This window comes from Arcticibacterium sp. (genome assembly GCF_055134445.1).
Map to the genome: position 1 here is coordinate 18,057 of NZ_JBSRVI010000174.1, position 18,673 is coordinate 36,729.

13 protein-coding genes are annotated in these 18,673 nt (G+C 38.5%); 7 read left to right on the top strand and 6 right to left on the bottom strand.

Features of this window, described 5'->3' with window-relative positions; genetic code table 11:
• Positions 1-47: 47 nt before the first annotated feature.
• A complete protein-coding gene (locus ACTBZY_RS22990) occupies positions 48-2,321 on the bottom strand; it encodes a DUF349 domain-containing protein (protein ID WP_463048743.1) in 2,274 nt (757 codons plus the stop codon).
• A 29-nt stretch (positions 2,322-2,350) separates the two neighbouring features.
• Here ACTBZY_RS22990 and pdxH point away from each other — a divergent pair, with 29 nt between their 5' ends.
• Positions 2,351-3,010, top strand: coding sequence for a pyridoxamine 5'-phosphate oxidase (gene pdxH, locus ACTBZY_RS22995; RefSeq protein WP_463048744.1), 660 nt, complete (start codon positions 2,351-2,353; stop codon positions 3,008-3,010).
• A gap of 2 nt (positions 3,011-3,012) precedes the next feature.
• Here the strand turns inward: pdxH and ACTBZY_RS23000 are convergent, their stop codons facing one another.
• Positions 3,013-3,741 carry a TrmH family RNA methyltransferase gene (locus tag ACTBZY_RS23000; RefSeq protein WP_463048745.1) on the bottom strand — a complete coding sequence of 243 codons (729 nt, stop codon included), beginning with the start codon at positions 3,739-3,741 and terminating at the stop codon, positions 3,013-3,015.
• A 106-nt stretch (positions 3,742-3,847) separates the two neighbouring features.
• On the opposite strand from ACTBZY_RS23000, the gene tamL reads away from it, so the two are divergent.
• Both tamL and ACTBZY_RS23010 read left to right on the top strand, forming a co-directional pair.
• A complete protein-coding gene (gene tamL / locus ACTBZY_RS23005; RefSeq protein ID WP_463048746.1) occupies positions 3,848-6,349 on the top strand; it encodes a translocation and assembly module lipoprotein TamL in 2,502 nt (833 codons plus the stop codon).
• Positions 6,350-6,545: 196 nt separating this feature from the next.
• Positions 6,546-7,799, top strand: coding sequence for an aminotransferase class V-fold PLP-dependent enzyme (locus ACTBZY_RS23010; RefSeq protein ID WP_463048747.1), 1,254 nt, complete (start codon positions 6,546-6,548; stop codon positions 7,797-7,799).
• Here ACTBZY_RS23010 and ACTBZY_RS23015 read toward each other — a convergent pair.
• Entirely contained in the window at positions 7,796-8,101 is a 306-nt protein-coding gene (locus tag ACTBZY_RS23015) for an autorepressor SdpR family transcription factor (RefSeq protein ID WP_463048748.1), read from the bottom strand. The two genes, ACTBZY_RS23010 and ACTBZY_RS23015, sit on opposite strands and share 4 nt — an antisense overlap.
• Positions 8,102-8,340: 239 nt before the next feature.
• Between ACTBZY_RS23015 and thrA the strand changes: the two genes are divergently transcribed.
• The 4 genes from thrA to ACTBZY_RS23035 are packed head-to-tail and all read left to right on the top strand — an operon-like array spanning position 8,341 to position 13,407.
• A complete protein-coding gene (thrA, locus tag ACTBZY_RS23020; RefSeq protein WP_463048749.1) occupies positions 8,341-10,800 on the top strand; it encodes a bifunctional aspartate kinase/homoserine dehydrogenase I in 2,460 nt (819 codons plus the stop codon).
• Positions 10,801-10,835: 35 nt separating this feature from the next.
• Complete coding sequence (locus tag ACTBZY_RS23025) at positions 10,836-11,768, top strand: homoserine kinase (RefSeq protein WP_463048750.1); 933 nt, start codon at positions 10,836-10,838, stop codon at positions 11,766-11,768.
• A gap of 11 nt (positions 11,769-11,779) precedes the next feature.
• Positions 11,780-12,304, top strand: a complete 525-nt coding sequence (locus ACTBZY_RS23030) for an N-acetyltransferase family protein (protein ID WP_463048751.1) — start codon at positions 11,780-11,782, stop codon at positions 12,302-12,304.
• Positions 12,301-13,407 carry a Gfo/Idh/MocA family protein gene (locus tag ACTBZY_RS23035; protein ID WP_463048752.1) on the top strand — a complete coding sequence of 369 codons (1,107 nt, stop codon included), beginning with the start codon at positions 12,301-12,303 and terminating at the stop codon, positions 13,405-13,407. Before ACTBZY_RS23030 ends, ACTBZY_RS23035 begins: the two co-directional genes overlap by 4 nt.
• Position 13,408: 1 nt before the next feature.
• Here the strand turns inward: ACTBZY_RS23035 and ACTBZY_RS23040 are convergent, their stop codons facing one another.
• From ACTBZY_RS23040 to ACTBZY_RS23050, 3 genes are all read right to left on the bottom strand, one after another.
• The gene (locus tag ACTBZY_RS23040; RefSeq protein ID WP_463048753.1) at positions 13,409-13,993 is read right to left on the bottom strand and encodes a phosphatase PAP2 family protein; all 585 of its coding nucleotides are present in this window, start codon (positions 13,991-13,993) and stop codon (positions 13,409-13,411) included.
• A 1-nt stretch (position 13,994) separates the two neighbouring features.
• Positions 13,995-14,879: a 4-hydroxy-tetrahydrodipicolinate synthase gene (gene dapA / locus ACTBZY_RS23045; RefSeq protein ID WP_463048754.1), complete on the bottom strand. Its 885-nt coding sequence runs from the start codon at positions 14,877-14,879 to the stop codon at positions 13,995-13,997.
• A gap of 71 nt (positions 14,880-14,950) precedes the next feature.
• On the bottom strand, positions 14,951-18,628 hold the full coding sequence (locus ACTBZY_RS23050) for a reprolysin-like metallopeptidase (RefSeq protein ID WP_463048755.1): 3,678 nt from the start codon (positions 18,626-18,628) through the stop codon (positions 14,951-14,953).
• Positions 18,629-18,673 lie beyond the last annotated feature (45 nt).

The window sequence follows — 18,673 nt, forward strand, 5'->3', positions numbered from 1 at the left end:
CGACAACTTTCTCCTGCAAGCTTTCAGTTGAAAATTTTTCAACTTTTTCAATAATTTGAAGCCTCTCTAATCAGCTTCAATTTCTCTTTGATTTTATCAGCCTCATTTTCAGCTTTTTCTATCTTCATTTGATATTCAGCCTTAATTTTATCAGCTCCTTTAGATCTTCCGAAAAATTCAATATTCGTTTTCAATTGATTTATTTCATCTTCAAAAGATTTCAGCTTACGACTCAAATCATTATCCTGACGTTCCAGAGCTCTCGGGTTCCCCCCAGTTTTCATGGTGACCTCCACTTCATTTTTAAGCATGAGCTTGTCTTTCTCATCCTTATCTATTTCTGTAGAACTTTTAACATACTCGTTAATGACATTCACAAACCTATTCTGAATTTTGTCCATATCTTTTCTTGGCACAAAACCCAGGTCATTATATTTCTTCTTGTAATCAGCCAGCTTAGAAAGGTCTGTCTTCTTATCTTTAATCTCCCCTTCTATGAGGGCACAAAGCTCTTCTTTAGCCTTAAGGTTAGCCAAGTACTCTTTATCCTTTTCGCTACCTTCACTCCTCTTTAAATCAAAGAAAGCATCGCAAGCAGATTTAAAACGCTTATAAATGGAATCCTTAAATTTCTGAGGCACATGACCATAATTTTTCCACTCTTTCTGCAAATTGATAACTAAGTTGGTGTTGTCCGCAGAAACATCACCTGCTTCCACCAATTCTTCTACTTGTTTGCATAGACCCTCTTTGGCTGTAAGGTTTACTTTACGCTCTGCTTCTAGTTTATTAAAGAAGGCCGACTTCGCCCTAAAGAAGTCTTTTAATAGCTTCCAGAAAAGCTTGCTCGTGTCTTTAGCCTTATCTCTTGGCATAGGACCCTTAAGCTTATTCCATTGCTCTTGAAGCTCCTGAACCTCTTTCGTTTTGGCGTTCCAATCGTTTATTCTACCACTTTCAAAATTGGCATAAGGCTTAAGCTTTTCTAGCAATGAAGACTTGGCCGCAAAAACCTCCTCCATCAGGTGCTGGTTCTCTTCGTTTTGCCCTCTTCTTTTATCGTATATAATATCAAAGGCAGCCTTCATCCTCTCCCATAAAGCCTCTTGCTCCTTTCTTGTTCCTGGGCCAGTATGCTTATATTCGTTCAAATACTCATTCGCCTTTTTAAGCAAGCTTCCGGTAAGCTCTTGGTCTTTAAGACTTGCAGCTATCTCCTCTATCTTAACCACATATTCTTCTCTTATTTCTAAGTTCTTTTTGCGGTCAAGCTCCTTTAGTTCATTTTGAATACTTCTTATATCAAAATACCTGTCTAAAAGGGCATTATAGCCAGACCATAAAGTACCATTATGAGGAGAATTAACATTTCCGGCATCACGCCATGCGTTTTGCACTCTTTTAAAAGCCTCCCAGTTTTCTTTTGAACCACCTTTTTCTTCCTCTTCTACTATCTCTCTTAACTGCTGAAGCAAATTGGTTTTTCTTTCAAAATAATCTTCTTTAAGAGCATCCATATTTCTATAGAAGGCATTTCTAGCATCTCTTATCTGAATCATTATAGATTCAAATCTTAAGTCATAGTTGCTATTTTTAAATGCAAAACCCTCGTCGGAACCATTTTTCTTAACAAATTTAGCTTTAGCCTCATCTATTTCTGCACCATGGATTTCGTCATAAGCAGTACGAATCTCTTTATATACCGAATCAATGTTTCTTACGTCGTTAATTTTGACACCACTTTTCGAAATGGCATCTAGCATTTTCTCCGCTAAATCTACAAAGTCTTTCTTTTCAAACTTCTCAACGTCAATATCATCCGAACTAAAATGCTCCGCTTCGTCGTCTTCAATTTCCTCAATATCAACTTCCGTTTTATTTTCAGAAACTGATTCTTCGGTTTCAGACACCTCTTCAGTTTTTTCTGGGACTTCCGCCACTATTTCTTCAGCAACTGATTCTTCCTCCACTACATCTTCAACAACTGCTTCTTTTTCCTCTACATCTTCAGCAACCGCTTCTTCTGTAGCTGTTTCTGCATTCACCACCTCCTCTGCCACAGTAACATCTTCCGCAGCGGCGTCTTCTTTCACCTCTTCAGCAGCGACATTTTCAGTCTCCACTACATTTTCAACAGGCTTGTTTTCAGAATTTTCCAAGCCCTTGCTTTCTGCGTTTTTGGCAGCATTCTCTTCGTTCGTATTCATATCTTTTTTGTTTTCTTCCGAAATTTTCACCTCGGCACTCCCTTTTTTATCTGGGGTGTTGTTGTCAGACATCATATTTTCTGGTAAAATGATTCTATATATTTGCGACTGCAATTTATTAATAATACACCAATAAGAAGAAAATGGTTGGAAAGTTGACTAAAGAGAAAGATCTATCGGGCCTACGTGTAAATTACTCCAGAGACGAGCTTTTGGAGCAAAATATTGGTTCTGAGCCTATAACATTGTTTTCAAAATGGATGGAAACTGCCAAACAAGGGGAAATAAAAGAACCCAACGCCATGGTTTTGTCGACCATTAAGGGGAATAAGCCGTCAGCCAGGGTCGTATTATTGAAAGATTTTGATGAAAATGGTTTTGTTTTCTTCACCAATTATCAAAGTCACAAAGGTCAAGAGATGGCCGAAAACCCAAATGCAGCCATCACATTTTTTTGGGATGCCTTAGAACGTCAAATAAGAATAGAAGGTATCATTGAAAGAGTTTCTAGTGGAGAGTCTGACGAGTATTATCATTCAAGACCTAAACTTAGCCAAATAGGTGCATGGGTGAGCAACCAGAGCAGCATTATAGATGGAAGAGAAATTCTAGAAGAGAAGAATGAGAAGTTAATAGAGAAATTTAAAGATCTACCAGTCATTCCTCGACCTCCTCATTGGGGTGGATATATTCTAAAACCCACTTCAATTGAATTTTGGCAAGGCCGCCAAAACAGGCTTCACGACAGAATATTATTCTCTAAAAAAGAAAACAGCTGGCAAAGAGATAGATTAAGCCCTTGAGTTTACCTTCTAATATTGTCAAGAATAATGGCAGTAGCCACTCCTGCATTTAAAGATTCCGCTCCTCCAAATGCCGGAATGGTGATTTTATCGGTAACGTATGCCGCTAAACTTTCCGAAATCCCATGAGATTCTGAACCCATTAAGAGAATGCCAGAATCTGGAAAGTCTAACTTATGTATATTACTTCCTTCAAGATAGGCTCCATAAACGGGTAGATTTGAAGTTGATAAATATTTTCCCAAGTCTGTATAAAAACAACAAACCCGAGTAAAAGACCCCATCGTAGAACTAATCACTTTGGGATTATAAAGTTCCACAGTACTTTCTGAGCAAACAATCTTCTTTATGCCATACCAATCTGCTATCCTTATAATGGTTCCAAGGTTACCTGGGTCACGTACATCGTCCAAAGCTAAAACCCATTCCCTTTGATCAATATCAAATGGTTTGTTGGGCAAACAATACACCACCGCCACGCCATAATTATTGCTTCTAAACGAAGAAATTTTGTCAATTTCTGCCTCAGAGCAAAAAGAAATATCAGCATTCGTCACCTTCAATCCTTTACCCTTCTCGGTCAAATAAATCTCCTTAATTTCAAAATCAGACTTTATCAGTTCCTCAATGGACTTTTGCCCCTCTACAAGAAAAACACCTAATTGCTGTCGGTATTTTTTAATATGTAGTGATTGAATGTATTTTTGCTTTTGTTTACTTAGTCCATTCACTTTTTTCCGTAGTAGTTCGTTCTAAATTTTTACTTAATAAGGCTATCTCACCGATTGTAAAAGAGTCGGCATTCGAAAGGTATTGAAAACATTTTTTAAATACATATTGCTCGCACTCTTTTCTAGCTTTTTGCTATCGTGCAGCCATAAAATCCAACTGAAAGAAAATGAGGTTTTATTGGGAGAACAAGACTTTAAAGGCAATTCTAAAATTCACAGCGAAGAACTAGCAACCTTAATACCACTAAACCAAAGGCCTAATAACAAACCACTTAACATTCCCTGGTTTCAATTCACACCAAGAGTCTGGTTTTATAATTTCGGACTGAATACTTTCAACACCCAAGCTCAAAAAAACAGACTTGCTAGTTTTCAAAGCAGTCTTCAAGAATATCCAGAAGAATTTACGGCTGATTCGAAAAAAGAAAGAATCAAACAACGCTACCGACGAAAAATCAGAAAAACCGAAGAAAACCTTAACGTACAAAATTCTTGGCTTTGGAGAAACATAGGTGAACCACAAGCAGTTATCAGCAAAGACAAAGCAGAAAGTACCTCAAATATTATTGAAAAATATTTAAAAGATAGAGGTTTTAAAGACGCCGTAGTAAGTTATGAAATGGACAATACCCTGACAAAAGACCAAACCAAGCTTACCTATGTGGTCAAAGAAGGAAAAGGTTATGTTGTGGACACCATCTTTTACGAAGTTTTAGACCCCAAACTTGACAGTCTTATCACGGCCAGAAAATCAGAACAACTCATTAAACCTGGCGATTTGTTTGACATTCAAAAAGTGGACGCCGAGAAAAACAGAATTGAGCTTTTAGCAAAACAAAATGGCTACTATAATTTCCTTAACCAATACATCATTCATGAAGCTATAAATGCCAACTATAATCTGGAGGAATTCCGCGAAAAGAAAAGAGGAAATCTGAGGTTTACTGTTATAAATCCTCCTAACCAAGATGAGCATAGAATTTACAGCATTAAGGAGGTCGTCTTTAAGGGCTTTGACCCTTATGCCACCACAGTATCAAATAATGCCGATACCATTTTAGTGAATGAAATCAAGTACATCACGCTGAATAGCAGTATTCCCGAAAAGATATTAGACAAAAAAGTAATTTCAAGACCAGGAAGTATCTATAACATTGATGAGATTTCTGAAACCCAAAGACAGATTGGACTCATCAATCAATTTTCCTTTGCCAGTTCACAAATTAATCCCTTAAGCAAAGATGAGATTAGCCTAGAGTATTTTGCTCCACAGTTGCAAAAATACTCTATAAGCACTGGCCCAGGCTTAAACCATGTTTATAATGGAGGTTCAGGCTTTTTGGGCTTTGGGGTTCCTGTAACCCTTACCGCCAGAAACCTTATTAAAAAATTAGAAATTTTTGAGGCCTCCGGACGTGTTTTTAGAGAAGGTCAACCATCACCTTTAGGAACTACAGATGTTAGCGGAAGCTGGGAAATTGGAACGAATGTGAGCATGACCTTTCCCAATATTACCTTATTAGGGAAAGACATTGAAAGCATTAAATTAAAAAACCCAAGAACGCAATTTGGGGCGGGATTCAACTATTCTGAGCCTTTCTGGGGTAACCGTCTTAACTTCAAACTTAATAGCAACTACCGCTGGCAGCCGTCTAGGTATACCACCATGTTTTTATCTTTGCTAGACGCCAACCTCATCAACACCAACTATAACCTTAAAGATGCCGCTGGTTTAAGTTTTTACAACAGCCTCTTGGAACAACAGGCCTTAGGAAACAATCTTAAAACTACGTTTGATCCACAGTTTGTAAGTAGCCTAAACGCCTCCTATGTGTATAATGACCAAAACCTGCAAGAGCCATACGCCAGCTCAAAGTTCTTACGGGTTTTTGTAGAATCAGGAGGAACGCTTCTTAATTTTTCTAAAGACAAAGACAAAATCAACTTCATTGAGAAGTTACTGCCATTACGACAAGATTTCAACTCGCCAGACACCGTAAGAAAATACTTTAGGTTTGTAAAAATCAACGTCGACTATAGGAGATATGTTAACTTGACTCCTTCCGCCAGTCTTGCCTATCGCTTAAATGTAGGCGTGACAAACCCGTATGGAAACAAGTCAATGCCATACGAGAAAAACTTTTTTGTGGGAGGTAGTAACTCCGTTAGGGCTTGGTCTCCGCGATCTCTTGGGGTAGGCTCTGCAAAACCTGACACCGCAAGCGGAAATATTATACCACAGACGGGCGACATTCTTCTAGAAGGTAGTATTGAAGTAAGGAAGAAAGTAGCTCGCTTTTTTGGAGATATACAGCTCGCTGGCTTCATAGACTTTGGAAACATCTGGAAATGGCACCAAATAGAAACCGAAGCCAAAAGAGATAAGGCCAACTTTGATTTCAATAGATTCTACAAAGAGATAGCAGTAGGAACAGGCTTTGGTATAAGGTACGACCTCTCCTACTTCCAGTTTAGGTTTGACTGGGGTATAAAAGTCATGGATCCGTCACGAGAAGAAGGCGACCGTTTTGTGTTAGACAACTTCACCCTAAAAAGAGATAGTAGCTACGGTCTAAACTTTAACCTTGGCATCGGTTACCCTTTTTAACTTCAGAATCATAATCCGCATTAAAACAAAGGGAAAGACTAACTGTATCTAACATTAATCAATTAGCCATATTTTATTTCGCAATTCAAGCACTTCCCAGTTTAATGATATTATATAATTGTACAAATTATAGAAAAAATAAGTGTTAGCGAGTTCGTAAGTCAGACTTCAAATTCCTTTTCATAAATTAGGCCCTATGAAATCAACCAGAAGAATTTTCCTCGGCCAGCTTGGTCTTGGATTAGCAGCCATTGAAGCCAATAGCCAAATAATCACCCCAAACATACAAAGCTCCGAGGAGGCTTATTGGGAACAACTTCGAAAGTCCTTTCCCTTAACAGATAAGAGAGTTTATTTAAATAACGGCACTTTTGGCCCATCCCCAAAATCAGTAATAGACGCTATAAAAACATCTCTAGACCTTACCAATACCAGTGGAGAATATGGGCAGACGGATGAGTATAGAAATGTTTTGGCCGATTTTAGTGGTGTTTCTAAAGAAGAAATAAGTTTAACTCATAATACCACAGAGGGCATAAATATCATTTGTTGGGGACTTGACCTTAAAGCTGATGACGAGGTCATCATTAGTTTGCATGAGCATGTTGGAAATGCCCTTCCTTGGCTAAATAGAGCAAAACTACATGGCATAAAACTAGTAACCTTTAATCCCGCACCTACAGCGGAAGAAAACATTGAAACTATAAAAAAGCTCATTACTGCCAAAACCAAAGTGATAGCTATTCCTCATATTACCTGTACTACTGGTCAAGTATTTCCGATTAAAGAAATAGCCGAAATGGCCAGAAAGAAAGGAATTTTCACAGCTGTGGATGGAGCTCATGGTACGGGCACTTTTGATATTAACCTAAAAGATTTAGGCTGCGATAGCTACGCTACCAGTTGCCATAAATGGATGCTTGGCCCAAATGGTTCTGGTTTTCTGTATTTAAAGAAAGAGCATTTAGACAAGATACAAGCCATACAAGTAGGGGCTTATTCCGACGACGGATGGGATTTATACACTTCACCGCCGAGTTTTAAAGGATACAATCCAACGGCACATAGATTTGATTATGGTTCCCAAAGTACACCATTATTTGCAGGAGCAGCAGCTTCAGCAGCGTTTCATAGCCATATAGGCAAAGCCAAAATAGAACAAAGGGTTAGATCGTTGTCTCAATATCTTTACGACGGACTTTTCGAGTATTCAGACAAACTAGACATCCTCTCTCCGGCCGAGCCACAATCTAGAATCTGTATGATAACTTTCAAGCCGAAAGAGATGGATTACAAAGAATTCTCAAAACAAGCATCACAGGCTGGTTTTAGAATAAGGGTAGTACCCGAAAGTGGCTTGGATGCCATCAGGATATCTACCCATATCTATAACTCAAAGGCTCAAATAACCGATTTCTTAGAATTCACGAAAAAGGCCCTTACCTCTTAAGCCAATTCCAAACGAATTTTTGGTTTGCTTAAATGCATGGCTTGCTCTGGTTTAAACTGGATAAACCATTTAAAAACCTCCTCTAAAGATCTGGCTTGAAGCGAATAGTAAATAAATTGACCTCTCTTTTTGGCTTTAATAAGGTTAGCTTGTTTTAAAAGATCTAAATGGTGAGATATACTTGGTTTTGAAATGCTAAACTCTTTGGAGATATCGCCAGCTGGCAATTCTCCATCCTTAAGAAGCTCTAGTATGCCTCTACGAGTCTCATCATTCAAGGCTTTGAATGTGGCTGTAATCATTTATTTTTTTTAGGAAAGCGTTAGAAATGTTTAGCCAAATATCGAATTAAATTCTTTTAAAACCAAAACGCTGGATTAGACCGCAAAAGAAAATCAGTAAAGGAGTAGCTAAAGCTTACATCAAAGAAAGCATTATCATTATATTTGCAGCCGTTTAGCTTTCCCTTTTTAAAGAATGCTTGTCAAAATCATAAAGGTATGTTTTTGGGAGCATCTAAATTTATTTCTAAAGACTCAGAATGAAGGTTTTAAAATTTGGTGGAACATCAGTAGGTACGGTAGAGAGTATCAATAAGGTTCTTGGGATTATCCAGAAAAATGTATCAGAAGGCAATGAAATAGCTGTTGTATTTTCGGCTATGGGTGGTGTCACGAACCGATTTATTGAAATTGGAAAAATGGCTGCTCTAGAAGATACGGAGTACATGGAACATCTTCATTCTGTAGAGGAAAGACACTTTAACGCTATTAGAAGACTTATAGATGTTAAACAGCAAAGTGCTCTTATAGCCAAAGTAAAAGTCATATTCAATGAAATTGAAGACCTTTTAAGGGGAATTTCGCTCATCAAAGATATTTCTCCTAGAACGATGGATTTGCTGCTTAGCTTTGGAGAGCGTTTATCTACTACCATTATTTCCAGCACATTGATAGAAAAAGGTGTAAAAGCCTCTTTTGTAGACACCAGAGACCTTATCAAGACGGATGATAATTTCAATAATGCTGCCGTAAATTTTGAGTTGACCAATAAGAAAATCCAAGATTATGTGGCAGAAAACGATGGCGTTTTATGTCTTACGGGCTTTATAGGCTCAAATAGCAATGGCGTTACCACCACTTTAGGAAGAGGTGGCTCAGACTATACCGCATCTATTTTTGGAGCGGCATTAAATGCGGAAGTCATTGAAATCTGGACGGACGTCAACGGTATGATGACCGCAGACCCTAGAAAGGTCAAAAACGCCTTCAGTATACCAGATATTTCTTATGCAGAGGCTATGGAGCTTTCGCATTTTGGTGCTAAGGTGATATATCCTCCGAGCCTTACGCCTGCATTTTTAAAGCAGATTCCTGTAAAAGTATTAAACACTTTTAATGAGACGCACTCGGGTACCACAGTTTCTAAAACAAGTAGAAGTACGCCTTATTCTATTACAGGAATTTCTTCTATTGACGATATCAGCTTGGTAAACTTGGAAGGAAACGGCATGATTGGGGTTGCTGGAATATCGGCGAAAGTCTTTGGCATTCTTGCTGACAATAACATTTCAGTGATATTTATTTCTCAGGCCTCGTCTGAGCATTCCATTTGTTTTGCCATAAACCCTATAGACGCAGACCGTGTTGAAGAATTATTAAATACAGGATTCCAAGCGGAAATAGCCGCAGGAGATATAGATAAAATCAAGGTTCAACCACATCTTTCTATTCTTGCGGTAGTAGGAGAAGGAATGAAATCCAGCTCTGGTACTTCAGGGAAACTATTCTCTGTTTTAGGTCAAAATGGGATTAACGTAGTAGGAATAGCCCAAGGTTCTTCGGAGCTTAATATATCTATTGTCATCAATAGAAAAGATATCAGCAAAGCCTTAAACGCCATCCATGAGCGTTTTTTCGAAATAGACGGCTTTACACTAAACGTTTTCTTGGTTGGTCCTACAGGTCTAATCGGAAAAACACTCTTAAGGCAAATAGAAAGCCAAGCATCTCATTTAAAAGCGAATAAGAACACTAATATTAAAATAGTAGGTCTTATCAACAGCAAAAAAATGATCATCGATGCGGAAGGTCTTAACCTAGAAGACTGGGAAGAAAAACTCAACGAAAATGGCGAGCTTGCTAACCTAAGCGAATTCATTTCTGACGTTAAAGACTTAAACCTTCCAAACACCGTTTTTGTAGACTCTACGGCCAATAAAGATATCGTGCAGCATTATGCCGGCATTTTAGAAAGTAACATTTCTATTATCACGCCAAATAAGGTAGCCAATTCAGGATCTCAAGCCGACTATAATAAACTGCAAAAAATAGCCAACACCCGTAACGTACAGTTTTTATATGAAACTAACGTGGGTGCTGGATTGCCTATTATCAATACACTTCAAGGCCTCATCAACAGTGGTGATCAAATCAGACAAATTGAAGCCGTTCTTTCGGGTACACTCGCTTATATCTTTAACAATTTTGATGTAGGACGCAAGTTTGTTGATGTGGTAAAAGAGGCGAAAGAAATGGGTTATACGGAGCCAGACCCTAGAGAAGATTTGAGTGGCATGGACGTAGCTAGAAAAATATTGATTTTAGCAAGAGAGTCTGGCTTAGAACTAGAGCCTGAAGATGTTCAACTGAGCCCTTTATTAAACGACGCCTGCATGAACGCTCCATCTGTTGAAGCTTTCTATGAAGCTTTAGATAAGGACAACGACAGATTTGAAGCCCTTATTAATAAGGCTAAAAGTGCTGGCACTGTGCTTAGATATATTGCTAAACTAAAAGATGGTAAAGCTTCCATCTCTCTGGAAGTAGTTGGTAAAGACCATCCATTTTACAACTTGGCGGGTTCTGAAAATATCATCAGTTTCACCACGGAAAGGTACAAGACTAATCCTTTGGTAGTAAAAGGACCTGGAGCAGGTGCGGAAGTCACGGCCATGGGTGTTTTTGCTGATATCATCAGCTTGGCTTCTTCTTTAAATTAAAACAAGTTTTTCAATAGGTCTAAATAGCTTTCAAAGTGCGAGATAGTATCAAAATATTTGCCCCAGCTACCGTAGCTAATGTTTCATGCGGTTTTGATATTTTCGGCCTTGCTGTAGATTATCCTGGAGACGAAGTCATTATATCCAAAAGAAATGACGATAAGATTATTATCACAGAAATTACAGGAGATGAAGGTAAACTAACCTATAATCCTGAAAAGAATACAGTAACAGTTCCCATACTTAGGTATTTAGATAAACTTCAAACTAAAGTCGGTTTTGACATTATTTTGAATAAAAAAATGCCCTTAGGGAGTGGCTTAGGCAGTAGCTCTGCGAGCTCCGTTGCAGGAGTTTTTGCAGTCAATGAGTTGCTTGGCAAACCTATGTCTATCAACGACTTACTACCCTTCAGTATGGAAGGAGAAAGAGTGGCATGTGGTGCTGCTCATGCCGACAATGTGGCTCCTGCTCTACTTGGAGGTTTTGTCATCATAAGAAGCTACGAACCATTAGATTTCGTAAAAATAAATACGCCTGACGAACTCTTTGTTTCTATAGTCCATCCAGACTTAGAGGTTAACACCAAGGATGCCAGGATTATTTTAAGGCAAGAGGCCATCTTAAAGAAAATTATAGCACAAACTGGAAATGTAGCTGGAATGATAGTGGGACTTATGAGCTCCGATTATGGCCTTATTGGACGTTCCATGACCGACCATTTGGTGGAACCCCACCGCTCCATTTTAATTCCATATTTTAACGAGGTAAAACAGACGGCGATAGAAACAGGTGCCCTTGGAGCTAGTATCTCAGGTGCTGGACCTTCCATTTTTGCTTTTAGCCAAGGCAAAGAAATGGCAGACAAAGTGGGATTAGCTATGAAATCTGTTTTTGAAAATGCTGGCATCAAGACCAACCTTTTTGTGTCTGGTGTAAACCAAAATGGCCCTAAAATCTTAGACTAAAACCTACTATCATGTTGTACAGACCTGCTACTTTAGAAGAATATGAAGAAATAGCGGAACTGCACGCCAAAAGCTGGTCTGTTTTTTACAGAAACATTTTTTCTGATGCTTTTCTAGATCATGAAGTCATAGCAGAAAGAAAATCTGTTTGGATGCAAAGAGCTAAAGAAATTGATAAAAACAGACAGGTCATTGTGGCCATTGAAAATCAGCATATCGTTGGTTTTTCCTGTATATACTTGCATCATAAATCTGGTTTTGGTGCATTGGTAGATAATCTCCACGTACTCCAAGAACATCAAGGAAAAGGCATTGGACTAAGCTTACTTCAACAATCATTTGATTGGATAAAAGAAAATGAACCTCAACAAGATATGTTTCTTTCTGTTTTAAAAGATAATATCAAGTCTAAGGATTTTTACTATCGTTTTGGTGGTAACTTTCAAGAAGCCTATACCGAAAAAGCTCAAGACGGTCACCTGGTAGACGTAGAGCGTATAAGTTGGAATAGCAGACCAAAATTCAACCCTAAATGAAAAAAATAACACTTTTACTTCTTGTCATCCTTACGGTCCAAACCGCCTTTACTCAAAATAAACCCTTTAAATTGGCGGTGGCTGGATTAACCCACGACCACGTCAACTGGGTACTTCGAAACGCTACAAATGGCGATTATGAACTGGTAGGTATAGCGGAAGCCAATAGAGAACTGGCTCAAAAGTATGCCAAAAGATATGGTTTCTCTATGGATTTAGTTTATCCAGACATCGCCACTATGCTAGCTCAAACAAAGCCCGAGGCTGTTTGTGCCTTCAATAGTATCAAGGAACATTTGGAAGTGGTAGAAATTTGTGCTCCAAAAGGCATTCATGTGATGGTAGAAAAACCATTGGCGGTAAACCTATCCGATGCTAGGAAAATGGAAAAGCTAGCCCTAGAAAACAATATTTTCCTCATTACCAATTATGAAACCACTTGGTATCCTTCTAATCATAAAATCAAGGAAATCCTTGAAACAGAGAGCGACACTTATGGAGATATTAGAAAAATAGTTATCCATGATGGGCATCAAGGTCCAAAGGAAATTGGAGTTAGTCCTGAATTTTTCAGTTGGTTAACAGACCCAACGTTTAACGGAGCTGGAGCTTTGGTGGATTTCGGTTGCTACGGAGCCAACTTATCCACGTGGCTACATGATGGCGAAAAACCGATCGCGGTAACCGCCGTTACTCAACAAATAAAGCCTAGCATTTATCCAAAAGTAGACGATGAGGCCACGGTTATATTGAGCTACCCACATTCGCAAAGTATTATTCAGGCCAGCTGGAACTGGAGTTTTAGCAGAAAAGATATGGAGGTTTACACCCAAAAGGGTTTCCTAAACGCTCTGAATAAATCTGATTTAAATGTAAAGCCAAGTTCTTCTGCCAAAACAGAAACCCTAAAAGTGGATGAGAGACCCGCATCTCTTAGTGACCCTTTTAGATATTTAAAAGGGGTGATAAGAGGAGAAATAAAGCTAGATTCAAAAGATTTATCCTCCTTAGAAAACAATATGGTAGTTATGGAGATACTTCAGGCGGCCATGATTTCTGCTAAGGAAGGAAGAACCGTTTTAATCTCAGCGTTAGAGAAATAGCTTATTTATTAATCCACTTCATTAATTTACCAGAAACCCAGACAGAGCCAGCTCCAATAACCGCTCCTACCAGTACATCTGACGGATAATGCTCCCCAGAGCGAATTCTAGCGTATCCTACCGCAGTAGCATAACCGTATGCCGGAACGGCCACATACCATTTTGGAAATGCACTTACCAAAGAAGTTGCTGAAGAAAAAGCCACCGCTGTACTACCAGACGGCATGGAATAAGAATCCTTTCTTTGTATGGGCGTAATAGCTGCTAGTGATACAAAAGGGCGGTCACGCTTGATAGACTTTTTCATGATATATCCTATACCATAAGTGCCTAATACCGCTACCGCCGACTGTACACCTTGTATTTTAAGAGACTTATTTTGAGACAATAAACCTATAGCTAGCAGAGAAACAGGCGTACCTATAGCCACATAATCGGCAGATTGGCTTAAGCCCAAATAGAAATCGTCTTTATTGACATTCCTAGCTTGATTCCAATTGCTTACTATCCTGCTGTCTAAGTTTTGAGCATAGGATGAAAACCCTACACAAAGCAGAAAAAAAGACAGCAAAACTCCTTTCATCATATTAAAGAAAACCTTCTTTTTTCATAGCCGCTTCCAGCAACACGCCTAAACCAGTGGAAGCTTGTACTAAAGGAAGTCTTACTCTAGCATGAGAAATTCCTCTTATTTCACAGACCTTCTTAATTCCTACAGGATTAGATTCTCTATATAAAAGGTCATCAAATACATGAAAACGTCTTTGTAAGATGGCAGCACTCTTAAAGTCGCCATTTAAAGCTGCCCAAGTCATTTCATGAAACTCCTTTGGAAAGCCATTAGCAATCACAGAAATAACACCTTGGTAACCCAAGGAAACTTGAGGAGTTACTAGATTGTCATCGCCAGATAATAAAAGAAAATCTGACGGTAACCTTTTGCTTAAATCGATGGCTTGATCCATGGAAGTAGAAGCATCTTTTAAGGCTATAATATTTGCGTGAGCAGAAAGGGCAATGGTGGTATCTACACCTATGGCCGTCACCGTTCTTCCCGGTACATTATACAAAATCACAGGTACAGGAGACGCGTCTGCTATGGCCGTAAAATGAGCAATTATACCCGCCTGAGAAGGCTTATTATAATATGGACAAACTGAAAGAATGGCTGCAACACCATCAAAATCAGTTGTGGAAATATTTTCTAGTACTTGAGCAGTATTATTACCCCCAAGACCAAAAACGATAGGTAAGTTTTTAGGATTATTCTGCTTCGCAAAATCCAATAAGGCCGCTTTTTCCTTTAAAGTAGTGGTAGCAGACTCGCCGGTGGTGCCATTCACCACCAAATAATCACAGCCTTCTTCTGAAATATATTTTATCAATTTTGACAAAGCGTCAAAATCAATGCTTAAATCTTCTTTGAATGGAGTTATTAGGGCTGCTCCTACACCTCTTAAACTTGTACTCATAATATTGCCTTAAATCAGGCTGCAAAAATACATCAATAATACGCAATTATAAAGGCAAGCAAAATTTATACTTAATTACAACCTCCTATTTTAGCAAGAAAAACAGCTGGGTTTCCTGGGGTTGAGATGGCACTAAATCCAGGATTTAATTCTATTCGCTTACCAGCATCATAGGTGGTATTACCGCCTGCAATATGATTAGTTGCAGATATAAGACCTGCACCCGTTGTTTTACTTGTTACAAAAGTTTGAGTGTTAGCGTTAAAATCATTTACTGTGGAAGTATGCGTTATGCTTTCTGGACAAGGATTAACAGCTGAGCTAATGTTTATAATATAATCTTCTATTTCGCCATAAACACCATGTTCTGAATCTTCTGAAATACAAGGGTCGCCGGTATTACCCAAATAATCAATTTTCACTCTCATACGTGTTTGACCTAATACAGCCGAAGCCGGTACTGTAAAATTAGCCGTTTGAGTAGCCACTATATTTGAACCTTTCTGCATTATGCGTTCGTTATTTTCAAATACGAAATTTTTATTAAAATCTATCCAAACGGCTAATCCATCCGAATATTGCGTATTTTTTGTAACTGAAATGCTGTAGGTATTATTGACTACCAAATTTTCACTACTGTGATTATAAAGAGCATAACCATTTGCACCACAAGCAGATGATTGATTAATTATTTCAGTCAGGTTCTCTAGAATTTTGATATTGGTAATCACATCGCCATCATTGCAGTTTAAAACAGGTGCAGTGCAATAGGCTATTTGAGCTACCGTAATAATTCCTTCTGTTCTTGGCGTACTCACACAAGTTCCTGTACACGTAGCGAAATATGAAGTAGTGGCTGTAAGAATTGGTGAAGTAAAATTAACTCCAGTAAATAATAACGTGCCACTAGAAGCACTATCATACCATTTTACTGTTCCTGCACATCCACCGGAAGTTAAGACTCCAGCATTCCCGCTATTAATAGTAACATTTGCCACTGATGGCGGAGATGGAATAGGCGAACAAGCAGTTATGTTTACTACTTTATTATTAGAACTTAAAACAGCACATAGCGTTGAATTTGATATCGCCGCCTGAACAGCGGCTAAAGATTGTCCTATATACGGACTTAAATCTAATCCCCCTCCATAAGAAATGCCATAAACTGCATAGGTGCCCGCATTATATAAACTTAAATCTGCGGTAGTGCTAAAACCTACTACCATGCTAGTGCCCGTATTATAAATCATAAAGGTGTAATCATATGGGGAACCAGAACTTGGAACTTGAGAATAGATTGTTCCTCCAGAAACCGTTACACCATAACCTGCAGGAAGAGTAGGCAAAGTACTGGAGAAGCTAGAAGCAACTAAATAATAAGTTCCAGGACTTAAATCTTTCGACATACTACTATTTAAAGAAACCCAATTGTTTGCATTATCATAAACACCAGTTGAGGCCAACCAATTAGTACAAACATTTGAAGAATTATAAGCTGCACTATACAAGTTTAAAAGATTCCCACCTGTTCCCGAAAGGTTAAAAGTAAATGTACCAGCGGTGGTTACAGAAAAAGAATAATCGTCAAAACGGTTACTATTACTAGGACCAGAGCAAACACCTGTCTTTTCAAAAGATAAATTAGATGTTGGATCAGTAGTTTCGATTGAACCAGAAAAACCAGGAATACTACTTCCTACCGCAAGTAAATTGAGATTCAAATTAGAAGATCCAACAGCTGCTGAAACTGCAGATGCATCAGCTAATTGAGACGTCTCTGGTGTACAAGTACCATTTGAAATAGTAATACTTCCATTATTAATATCAAAAAAGATATTCCCAACTGCTTCTACCTTTATTCTCACATTTGAAGATACTGTATGAGGTACAGTAATTGTTTCAGTTCCGTCATTGGTAGTATTGGCTACTAATGACGAAAAGGTGGCCCCTCCATCCGTAGAAATAAGAATATTAACTTTGGTACAGTTTACAGGACCAGTGTTTGTTCCATTCACATCCCAAGTGATGATTTTATGCTCTCCTTGAAACCAAAGTGTTGGTCCATTTTGAGAGCTTATTCGGAAAGGGCCAGAATTATCAACTGTAATGACCCTAAGGTCAGAATCTACCCCTCCTCCACCAGTAGCATTATCTCTTACAGTCAGCCTAAAATTCATTATTCTGGCAACTTGTGGCAAATCTTCTCCTTCATTATCTGCTGGATTATTGGCATTATTAAGTATAAAGCTTAAGTCAGGGAATGTTCTACTTGGTGAAGTTGATATTCTACTTCTAAATAATGGAGCAGTAGTGCTATTGACAGCATTATAACCACCAATACCGTTTATAGAACCCAGAGCACCTTCATCATTAGCGGCAGCTACATCAATTTGGCTCCAGTTATAACTTAATAAATTTCCTGCATCCGCATCAGTAGCAGAACCCGTTAATATAAAAGGCGTTCCTTTGGGAATAGTAGCAGCCGATCCTACGGAAACTATAGGAGCATTATTCCCAGTCGACACAGATGTAAAACAATTGGAAATACCAGTCATTTTAGTAAACATTTGATCCAAGCTCTTAGCGTGAAAATAAGTCTCATTTCTTGGGTTAGTCAAGACATAACTAGACAATGAACCGCTCGTGTTATTTGAACAGTTTCCGCCATATCCCATCAGTGTAGTACCACTTCCTGGCTCTACAGCCGCTTGACTATTCCATCCACCCGTACAAAAAGTAGGCGATGAATCAGAACCACCAGTAGCATTATACGTATGCCCCATGCCAAACTGATGACCAACTTCGTGAGCGAATAAACCAACCGTGTTTCCTAATGCAGTGGAAATACCAAATTCTGTCCAACCCACTGATTTTGAAGTATTATCGCAGGGTGAGCCTCCTCCTGAGCCTCTTGAGCCTCCATTTGCTTTATATATATTGAAGGTGTGCCCCATATCATATTCCGAATATAAAATTGTCCCATTGGCATTCATGCTATTGAAACCTGTTTGTGCATCGCCTGCATTACCAAAAGAAGTATTAACAGGAAACGGATCCGTGGCTCCATCTGTAAATATGAGCGTTAAATCAGTAGTTTTAGAGACTAGCTCAAAAGACACCGAGGCTTCCAGATTAAATATCAAATTTGTAGCGTTTAAGATGGCCACAATTTTATCCCTCGCGGCGGTTTGGGTTCCCAATGAATCTGTCATTTCGCCCGTGGCGGCACCCGCAAATCTATATTTTCTTAATTGAGTCCCAATCGGAAACAAACCCGTACTTAATACTTTACCATTCCGTTTTACTAGCTTACTTTCGTCCAAGTCCGCCGTTCCACAGTTACCCAATCCGCTATCATTCATATTATAAATAGTGTATCGTCCTTCTTTCTGGTCAATTGCTTCAATTAGGTAATACCCATTTTCATATTGCATAATCCCAGTTAATGCACTTGGGGTAATAGCCAATCTTATTTTTGCTAACCCATCAAGGGAAACACCTTCAATAGTTTGAATATTTGAAGGCTGATTCTCCATTATGTTTGAAGTTTTCAGATTAAATACCTGAAAGGCCCCATCTGGCATAGGAAGATTTAAAATAAAATCAGCAGACCCTTTTTCATCATTTATTGTATTCTTGATGCTATTAAGATTCAATTTTATTTCTACACCTAAATTAGGGATTTGAGCATGGAGTTGAAAAGAGATTAAAATACAGAATCCAAAAACTAAATGTTTGGAATTATTCATAGTGGCTAATATTCAGAAAGGGTTTAGCGACAAAACTACCTCTAA

Bases quoted from the DNA above. Each gene is read 5' to 3' on its own strand.
- ACTBZY_RS23050 (WP_463048755.1), bottom strand. From the start codon at position 18,628: ATGAATAATTCCAAACATTTAGTTTTTGGATTCTGTATTTTAATCTCT.
- dapA (WP_463048754.1), bottom strand. From the start codon at position 14,879: ATGAGTACAAGTTTAAGAGGTGTAGGAGCAGCCCTAATAACTCCATTC.
- ACTBZY_RS23030 (WP_463048751.1), top strand. From the start codon at position 11,780: ATGTTGTACAGACCTGCTACTTTAGAAGAATATGAAGAAATAGCGGAA.
- thrA (WP_463048749.1), top strand. From the start codon at position 8,341: ATGAAGGTTTTAAAATTTGGTGGAACATCAGTAGGTACGGTAGAGAGT.
- ACTBZY_RS23010 (WP_463048747.1), top strand. From the start codon at position 6,546: ATGAAATCAACCAGAAGAATTTTCCTCGGCCAGCTTGGTCTTGGATTA.
- ACTBZY_RS23035 (WP_463048752.1), top strand. From the start codon at position 12,301: ATGAAAAAAATAACACTTTTACTTCTTGTCATCCTTACGGTCCAAACC.
- pdxH (WP_463048744.1), top strand. From the start codon at position 2,351: ATGGTTGGAAAGTTGACTAAAGAGAAAGATCTATCGGGCCTACGTGTA.
- ACTBZY_RS23015 (WP_463048748.1), bottom strand. From the start codon at position 8,101: ATGATTACAGCCACATTCAAAGCCTTGAATGATGAGACTCGTAGAGGC.
- ACTBZY_RS23040 (WP_463048753.1), bottom strand. From the start codon at position 13,993: ATGATGAAAGGAGTTTTGCTGTCTTTTTTTCTGCTTTGTGTAGGGTTT.